This window comes from Paenibacillus sp. sgz302148, assembly GCF_056120465.1.
This window is the reverse complement of record NZ_JBVYOJ010000046.1, coordinates 1-8,667: the sequence shown is the minus strand read 5'-3', so window position 1 is coordinate 8,667 and position 8,667 is coordinate 1. Positions and strand designations below refer to the sequence as shown.

6 protein-coding genes, 1 tRNA gene and 1 rRNA gene are annotated in these 8,667 nt (G+C 50.9%); all 8 read right to left on the bottom strand.

Annotation, left to right across the window (positions count from 1 at the left end; genetic code table 11):
- Nucleotides 1-598: 598 nt before the first annotated feature.
- A tRNA-Ser gene (locus tag AC0LWM_RS32165) sits at nucleotides 599-687 on the bottom strand.
- A 104-nt stretch (nucleotides 688-791) separates the two neighbouring features.
- Nucleotides 792-2,069, bottom strand: coding sequence for a serine--tRNA ligase (gene serS, locus AC0LWM_RS32160; protein WP_474679130.1), 1,278 nt, complete (start codon nucleotides 2,067-2,069; stop codon nucleotides 792-794).
- Between the two features lie 12 nt (nucleotides 2,070-2,081).
- On the bottom strand, nucleotides 2,082-2,666 hold the full coding sequence (gene pdxT / locus AC0LWM_RS32155) for a pyridoxal 5'-phosphate synthase glutaminase subunit PdxT (protein ID WP_474679129.1): 585 nt from the start codon (nucleotides 2,664-2,666) through the stop codon (nucleotides 2,082-2,084).
- Nucleotides 2,667-2,687: 21 nt separating this feature from the next.
- Nucleotides 2,688-3,569, bottom strand: coding sequence for a pyridoxal 5'-phosphate synthase lyase subunit PdxS (gene pdxS, locus AC0LWM_RS32150; protein WP_474679128.1), 882 nt, complete (start codon nucleotides 3,567-3,569; stop codon nucleotides 2,688-2,690).
- A 73-nt stretch (nucleotides 3,570-3,642) separates the two neighbouring features.
- Complete coding sequence (locus AC0LWM_RS32145) at nucleotides 3,643-4,980, bottom strand: D-alanyl-D-alanine carboxypeptidase family protein (protein WP_474679127.1); 1,338 nt, start codon at nucleotides 4,978-4,980, stop codon at nucleotides 3,643-3,645.
- A 166-nt stretch (nucleotides 4,981-5,146) separates the two neighbouring features.
- Nucleotides 5,147-6,604, bottom strand: a complete 1,458-nt coding sequence (gene guaB / locus AC0LWM_RS32140) for an IMP dehydrogenase (RefSeq protein ID WP_474679126.1) — start codon at nucleotides 6,602-6,604, stop codon at nucleotides 5,147-5,149.
- Between the two features lie 215 nt (nucleotides 6,605-6,819).
- Nucleotides 6,820-8,061, bottom strand: coding sequence for a putative glycoside hydrolase (locus AC0LWM_RS32135; protein WP_474679125.1), 1,242 nt, complete (start codon nucleotides 8,059-8,061; stop codon nucleotides 6,820-6,822).
- A 285-nt stretch (nucleotides 8,062-8,346) separates the two neighbouring features.
- Nucleotides 8,347-8,463, bottom strand: a 5S ribosomal RNA gene (rrf, locus tag AC0LWM_RS32130).
- Between the last annotated feature and the right edge of the window lie 204 nt (nucleotides 8,464-8,667).

Here is an 8,667-nt window from a genome sequence, read left to right as displayed (position 1 = left end):
TTCCTCCTCTGAATGGGTCTCGACAACTACATTCTAAACGAGGATTCTGCCTATGGCTCCCCCTTTTTTAGAGAACCTAGCATTTTACACAATTATATAGACTCAACTCTAGTTTGTTCGAACACAATCGAATACCTGCAAAAGTACAGTTGTTCATGGAAATTACTCCATCTTAAGTAGATTTGCCTCGCAAGAACTGCATATTTGCAGTTATTTTATAGAAAATGGGAATATCGCAGAAAAATAACTGCACTTTTGCATTTAAGTGAAGAACACGATCCAAGCAAATTAAAAAATAAAACCACATCTCCAATTGGAGAATGTGGTTTTTCTTTATGTATGTTGGGTTTAAGTTTATTCTAAGATGGCGGAGAGAGTGGGATACGCTCCATTTCATTCCGCGACTGCGATGTAATCCTAACGAAGCTTATGCTTCGACGAACCCTCTGTGGGTTCTTATCCCTATCAATGAAGCTTATACATGGCGGAGAGAGTGGGATACGCTCCATTTCATTCCGCGACTGCGATGTAATCCTCCGGAGCTTATGCTCCGACGAACCCTCTGTGGGTTCTCATCCCTATCAATAAAGCTTATACATGGCGGAGAGAGTGGGATTCGAACCCACGTGGGCTTGCACCCTAACGGTTTTCAAGACCGCCCCGTTATGACCACTTCGGTATCTCTCCATGTTATTGTTCCTCACCAATATGAATATGGCGACAAAGTTGATTGTACCACATTGCTGCGGTACAATTCAACCTGCATCGCCGCCCATTTTATAGAAAAACAACTATTTGCTGATGACCTTCATGCCGCCCATATAAGGCTGCAGCACTTCAGGAACGGCAATCGAGCCGTCTTCCTGCTGATAATTTTCCAGGATCGCCGCTATCGTGCGGCTGATCGCCAAGCCTGAGCCGTTAAGCGTGTGCACAAATTCCGGCTTCGATTGCGTATCGCGGCGGAAACGAATTTGCGCCCGACGCGCTTGGAAATCCTCGAAGTTCGTGCACGATGATATTTCACGGTAAGTGTTGCTGTTCGGCAGCCACACTTCCAGGTCGTACGTTTTGGCGGAGCCGAAGCCCATATCGCCGGTGCAAAGCGCCATCACCCGATAAGGCAGCTTGAGCAGCTGAAGCACTTTCTCGGCGTCATTCGTCAGCTTCTCCAGCTCGTCGTACGAATCATCCGGTTTCACCAGCTTCACCAGCTCGACCTTGTTGAACTGGTGATGACGAATCAACCCGCGCGTGTCACGGCCGGCCGCGCCCGCCTCGGAGCGGAAGCAAGCACTGAACGCGACGAAATATTTCGGCAACGCATCCGGCGCCAAAATTTCTTCGCGATGATAGTTCGTGACCGGCACTTCAGCGGTCGGAATCAAATAATAATCGGTATTCTGCAGTTTGAACAGATCTTCCTCGAATTTCGGCAATTGGCCTGTTCCGATCAAGCTGTCCCGATTCACGATATACGGCGGAAGCATTTCTTCGTATCCATGCTCCGTACCGTGAAGATCCATCATAAAGTTAATTAAAGCACGTTCGAGCCGCGCACCTAAACCGCGATAAAACACGAAACGCGAACCCGTCACCTTCGCCGCAGCCTCAAAATCGAGGATACCCAGATCTTGACCAAGCTCCCAATGCGGCTTTGGCTCGAATGAGAACGAAGCCGGTTCAGACCAGCGCCGAATCTCGACATTGTCCTCTTCCGATTTCCCGATCGGCACACTGTCATGCGGAATATTCGGAATCGCCAGTACTAGCTCGTCGATTTGCGCTTCGAGCTCGCGGACTTCTTCGTCCATCGCTTTGATCCGGTCCGATACTTCCCGCATCTCAAGGATGAGCGCATCGGCATTTTCGCCGGCTTTTTTCATGCGTGCGACTTCCTGCGAAACGACGTTGCGGCGGTTTTTAAGCTGCTCGCTCTCTTGCAGCAGCTCCCGGCGACGGGTATCCAACGCTGGAAAACCCGAGATGAGTTCGAGCGATTTTCCACGGTTTGATAATGCCTGCTCGACGCGTGCAAATTCATTTCTTAATAGCCTTACATCCAACACGGGAAATCCCTCCTAACGAACCGCCGACCGGCTCGCCTCTACCATATCAAGAAAATACCGGTGCAGACGGAAATCGTCCGTCAGCTCCGGATGAAACGACGAAGCAAGCAGATGCCCCTCACGCGCCGCAACGATTTCATCGCGATACGTACTTAGCACCTGCACACCCGGTCCTACTTCCGTAATGAGCGGCGCACGAATAAACACTGCGCGCAAATTGCCCTCAATGCCTTCGATCGGCAAATCGGTCTCGAAGCTTTCGCGTTGACGGCCAAACGCATTACGCGCTACCGTCATATCCATCAGTTCGAGGTGGGCTTCCTCTTGCCCCTCGATCCGTTTGGCGATGACGATCAGCCCCGCGCATGTACCGAAAATCGGCTTGCCCGCAGCGGAAAAATCCCGAATGGCTTCCATAAAGCCATACTTGCGCATCAGCTTGCCGATTGTCGTGCTTTCGCCGCCGGGGATGATCAGGCCATCCATTTCTTCCAATTGCTCGACGCGCTTGATCGCCATCCCGGCGCCGCCTGCTTGTTCAATCAATCTTATATGTTCAGCTACGGCCCCTTGAAGAGCCAATACACCAATGTTCATGATCGTTCCCTCCCGGCCGAATTACCAGCCGCGGTCCTGCATGCGCTCCGAAGCTTGAAGCTTGGAGATCTCAATGCCTTTCATCGGCGTGCCCAGGTTTTTGGACACTTCCGCGATCAGGGCATAGTCCGTGTAATGCGTCGTCGCTTCAACGATCGCTTTAGCGAATTTCTCCGGATTGTCGGATTTGAAAATACCGGAGCCAACGAATACGCCGTCTGCACCCAGGTGCATCATAAGCGCTGCGTCGGATGGGGTTGCTACGCCGCCTGCCGCGAAGTTAACGACCGGCAGCTTGCCGTTCGTGTGAACGTCGAGCAGCAAATCGTACGGTACGCCGAGGTTTTTCGCTTCTGCATACAGTTCGTCCTTGGACAAGCTTTGCACTTTGCGAATTTGCGACATAATCAGACGCATATGACGAACAGCCTCAACGATATTGCCCGTTCCCGGCTCGCCTTTCGTACGCATCATGGCCGCGCCTTCACCGATACGGCGAAGCGCTTCGCCCAGATCTTTGGCTCCGCATACGAACGGAACCGTGAACTCTCTTTTATTAATATGGAACACTTCGTCCGCCGGCGTCAGCACTTCGCTTTCATCGATGTAATCCGCGCCGAGTGCTTCCAGTACTTTAGCTTCGACAAAATGGCCGATCCGGGCTTTCGCCATAACAGGAATCGACACCACTTTAATAACTTCCTCAAGGATGGTCGGATCGGCCATCCGGGCCACGCCGCCGGCTGCACGAATATCAGAAGGCACTCGCTCGAGCGCCATAACCGCTACCGCTCCTGCCGCTTCCGCGATTTTTGCTTGCTCTGCATTCATGACGTCCATGATGACGCCGCCTTTTTGCATTTCTGCCATACCTCTTTTAACGCGTAATGTTCCCGTTTCCATTGTTCCGACCTCCTGAATTTATAGCCTAGTCTAATGCTTCATTTTACAATATGCGATATGATTATACAATCATTTAGAACAAGTTTTTGATTCCGTTGAACAAGTCGGAGAAAAAGTCGCCGATTGCACGGAACAGCATTCTCCACCACGAGGCTTTCTCCACTTCCTGTACCGTCACCAGATTCACCGTTTGCTCCTGGGTCTTGCCGTTCGCATCCTTGTATTCCACTTTGGCTGTCCCTACGACGGAACCGCTAGGCAGCGGAGCGATCCGTTTGTCTTCTTCCAGAGGCGCCGCCGTAATCTTCATTTCGAACGGTTGGCCTTTCTTCACGATCAGCGAAATACCGTTTTCCGTTACGACAGGCACCGAGGTTTCGACGCCTTTCTTGACGTCAACCGTCGTTAACTCTTTCAGCTCCGATTTCGCCGCGAGTACCGTCTTCTTCTCGAACGAACTAAAACCATAATCGAGCAGCTTGCGCGTTTCAAGGAAACGTTTCGGCTCCGATTTCGCGCCCATAATAACACTGATCAGTCGCATGCCATCCCGTTGTGCAGTTCCTGTAAAACAATACTGGGCTTCTTCCGTATGGCCCGTTTTCATGCCATCGAGTCCGTCATAAGCATATTTTTTAAAATTCGGCACATTCTTATTCGCTTCCAGCATCCAGTCGTAGTTAATCATCGGTTTCTGGTCGCGTTCGCGGAACTTATAAGAAGGAATGCTTGAATACTTCAAAAACTCCGGATGATCGCGCAAAATGCTGTAAGCCAGAATTGCGCTGTCCTTGGCCGACATCACAGTTTCTCCATCAATTGTCGATGGCTTAAATTTATCCGACAAGTCCTTCCGGCTCAGCCCGGTCGCATTGATGAAATGCGCCGTCGTCATGCCAAGCTCCTTCGCCTTCTCGTTCATCCGATGCGCAAATTGCTCTTCCGAACCGGCCACATATTCCGCCAGCGCGATCGAAGCGTCGTTCGCCGAACCAACCGCCATCGCGATAAACAGCTCTTCTACCGTATGCTTGTCACCTTCGGCCAAAAAGATACGCGAGCCGCCTTTAGCAGTCGTCGCCGCATTTTCCTGCGTGGTGACTTCGGTTTGCCACGTAAGCTTGCCTTTCTTGATTTCCTCCATGACCAAATATTCCGTCATCATCTTCGACATACTTGCCGGAGGAAGCGCAACATCGGCATTCATTTCGTACAAAATTTGCCCGGTGGCCGCATCCATCAAAATCGCGGAGCTCGCTTCAAGCGCTGGTCCGTTCGCTACCGGCTGCTGCGTCGTCTCCCCTTCGGCATGCGCAAATGCGGGTGCAAGCGCAAACAACATCATATGGAAAAGTAATAATACCGTAAACTTCTTCGTCAGACGTCTCCTCAATTCTCCATGTTTCACCATTATGTAACTCCCATCCCCATGATTTCACTACCAGCCTCTATTGTAACATATGAAAAGTTGAAACAAAAATGAAAGACAGGGAGAAATGTTTCCATCCCCCTGTCTGTTTCGCGCTTATACTAAAAGTAGTGAAAGTATAGTTTTCAGCGCAGCCGAGCCACTTTTCTTACAGTGAGTAGTTTGGCGCTTCTTTCGTTATTTGCACATCATGCGGATGGCTTTCGCGCAAGCCTGCACCCGTAATGCGCACAAATTGCGTATCGTTCTTCAGCTCTTCAATGGTGCCCGTGCCGCAATAACCCATGCCCGAGCGAAGCCCCCCAACCAATTGATGGATCGTATCGGCGATCGGTCCTTTGTATGGAACGCGTCCTTCGATACCTTCCGGTACAAGCTTGTTGTCGTTCTCTTGGAAATAACGATCCTTGCTGCCTGCTTTCATCGCGCTGAGCGAGCCCATGCCGCGGTATACTTTAAAGCGTCGCCCTTGGTAAATCTCGGATTCGCCAGGGCTTTCCTCCGTACCCGCGAACAAACTGCCGACCATGATGGCACTTGCCCCTGCTGCGATCGCCTTCGTAATATCGCCGGAGTATTTGATCCCTCCGTCCGCAATAATCGGTACATTGTACTCGCGAGCCACTGTCGCACAGTCGTAAATGGCCGAAATTTGCGGAACGCCGATCCCTGCAATGACGCGTGTCGTACAGATTGAACCCGGTCCGATACCGACTTTAATAACCGAAGCACCGGCCTCGATCAGATCGCGCGCCGCTTCGCCGGTCGCAACGTTGCCCGCAACAATAGTCAGATCCGGATATAGGCCGCGCAGCTTGCGAACCGTCTCAATAATATTGATATGATGTCCATGCGCCGAATCAACGACCAGTACGTCGACACCGGCACCCACCAATGCTTCCGCACGCTCGAACGTATCCTTCGAGATGCCTACGGCGCCACCGGCCAGCAAACGCCCTTGCGCGTCCTTGGCCGCATTCGGAAATTGGATCGCCTTTTCGATGTCCTTGATCGTAATAAGACCCTTCAACGTATTATGCTCGTCAACAAGCGGCAGTTTCTCGATTTTGTGCTGCTGCAGCAACACTTCCGCTTCCTGCAGCGTCGTACCGACCGGAGCCGTAACAAGCTCTTCCTTCGTCATGACTTCTTTGATTTTGATCGAATAGTCGTGAACGAAACGAAGGTCGCGGTTCGTAATAATGCCGACCAGCTTGTTGTTGTCGTCGACAATCGGTACGCCGGAAATCCGGTATTTGCCCATCAAAGCTTCCGCATCGTATACATGATGCTCGGGCGTAAGCGAGAACGGATTCGTAATGACGCCGCTCTCCGAGCGTTTTACCCGATCGACTTCCTCCGCCTGCTGAGCAACCGACATATTTTTATGAATAATGCCGATCCCGCCCTCCCGAGCGATGGCAATTGCTAGCGCCGCTTCCGTCACGGTGTCCATACCTGCGCTAATGAGCGGAATGTTCAATTTTACCGAAGCACTCAGTCTAACCGATACATCCACTTCCCGGGGCAATACCTCCGACTTTCGGGGGATGAGCAATACATCGTCAAACGTTAAGCCTTCCTTCGCAAACTTCGTTTCCCACACAACCAAGTTCCTCCCTTATTGTATATGAAGCATATTGCATCGGCTCCATAGTTTGCTTCCGACTGCTGATTGGCCTAGAAGCTAAACAGATTCTTGCGTTCCTTGCTCTCCGTATATTATTGCAATATTAGCAGAGGGTATATGGGCTGTCAAGGATGGTTCTCCTCCCAGTTCTATAGCAAAAATCGCATACGCATACACCGGATTTTATGTATTTATTTACCGGAATACGTATATTTGCACACAGGGCTCCACAACAAAAACTGATCAATGCCCTGCTCCTTCGCCGCCTGAATCTGCTGCATCACTTCCCGCTCGCCATACTTGAGGTGAGGATGGACCCACGTAGCCGTAAAATTTTGATACCACGGACGAATTTTCGCAGTTCTCTCGCCCGCGACCGCCAGGTTGCGCCGCTTCGCGTCCTTCATGGCCTTATGCACGATCTGATATGGTTCTAGATCGGGATGCTCTACACCGTACATGCCCATGGAATAATGAGAAGGGTAAATCATCGGCGATATAAAATCGACTTCTCGCGTAATCTGCTCCCACTTCTGCCCGATCCCCATGTCATCGTCCGAAGAAGTCGTCAGTCCAAAAACGTCGGCCGATATATAAGCGCCTAAGGGCTTCAACTTCGTACGGGCTTCATGCAAAAACCCACGGATCGCCTCCGTCTTACTCCATCCTTGCGGGTTGGCGAACTTTGCCTCTCGGTTCAACTGAGTGGCGTTATCGGGGAAACGTACATAATCGAATTGAATTTCATCAAATCCAAGGGTGATCGCTTCTTTCGCGATGGCGATATTATAGTCCCACACTTCGGTCCGGAACGGGTCGACCCAGCTCACCCCTTTTTTATCATGCCAAACCTCACCTGTCTTATGATGAATGGCCCAAGAAGGTACCTTTGCGGCTAATAAAGGGTCTTTAAACACAACGAGCCGCCCGATCACATATACGTTTTTTTGCTTAAGCTTATTGAGGAGTGCACGTACATCCGAGATGCCCACCCTGCTGCCGGCCCCGATCTGGCGGGGGAGCATCACATTTGTGCGGTAGGTCATCAATCCCGCATCGGTCTTAATGTCGACGACAACCGTATTGAGATCGGTATGGTCCAACAGATCGACAATCCGCTTCATCGCAGGTCCACCCGCCACCCATCCGGATACGTAAATACCCCGAACTTTATGTGCTTGTAGCGTATTATGCCGATTCACCGCATGCAGATGCTCGGTAACGACCTTCGCCTTTGCTTGCAAATTTGCTGCCACACGGGGCGGGGGTCCGTAGACCGGGCCTTGTCCGTCTACGAGCGGCCTTGCCTTCACTGTGGCCTGAGCTTCTTGCGACTTCATGTGCGGATGGATAAATCCCGGTCCAACATGGCAACCGGTCATGACAACGGCAAAAGCCGCGACAGCCGCTGACGCTGCCCATAACTTTCTCATGGACTACACCTCCTTGGGTGTAGTATTAGCGCTTGCTGCAAATTGTTTGCCAATGTTGGAATGGAAGTATATTGTAAAAAAGAACCTGTTAAGCATAAAAAAACAGCCATTACGACGAATCGTAATGGCTGTTCTANCTCATGGACTACACCTCCTTGGGTGTAGTATTAGCGCTTGCTGCAAATTGTTTGCCAATGTTGGAATGGAAGTATATTGTAAAAAAGAACCTGTTAAGCATAAAAAAACAGCCATTACGACGAATCGTAATGGCTGTTCTATGCATGTGCTTGGCGACGTCCTACTCTCCCAGGATCCTGCGATCCAAGTACCATCGGCGCTGGAGGGCTTAACGGTCGTGTTCGGGATGGGTACGCGTGGAACCCCTCCGCCATCGCCACCAAACGTGCTATCGCTCATCGCGAAAGCGTGCAATGCTCAGGTATTATTCCCTGAAAACTGAATGCGAAAGTAAGTGAAAAGATTATTCATCCTTGTAACCGGGGCCCCCGCAAAGTACTCGGAATAAGCTCCGAAGCATTTGCTTCACTTTGTGGGGTAAATTAGTTAAGCCCTCGACCGATTAGTATTCGTCAGCTGCACGCATTG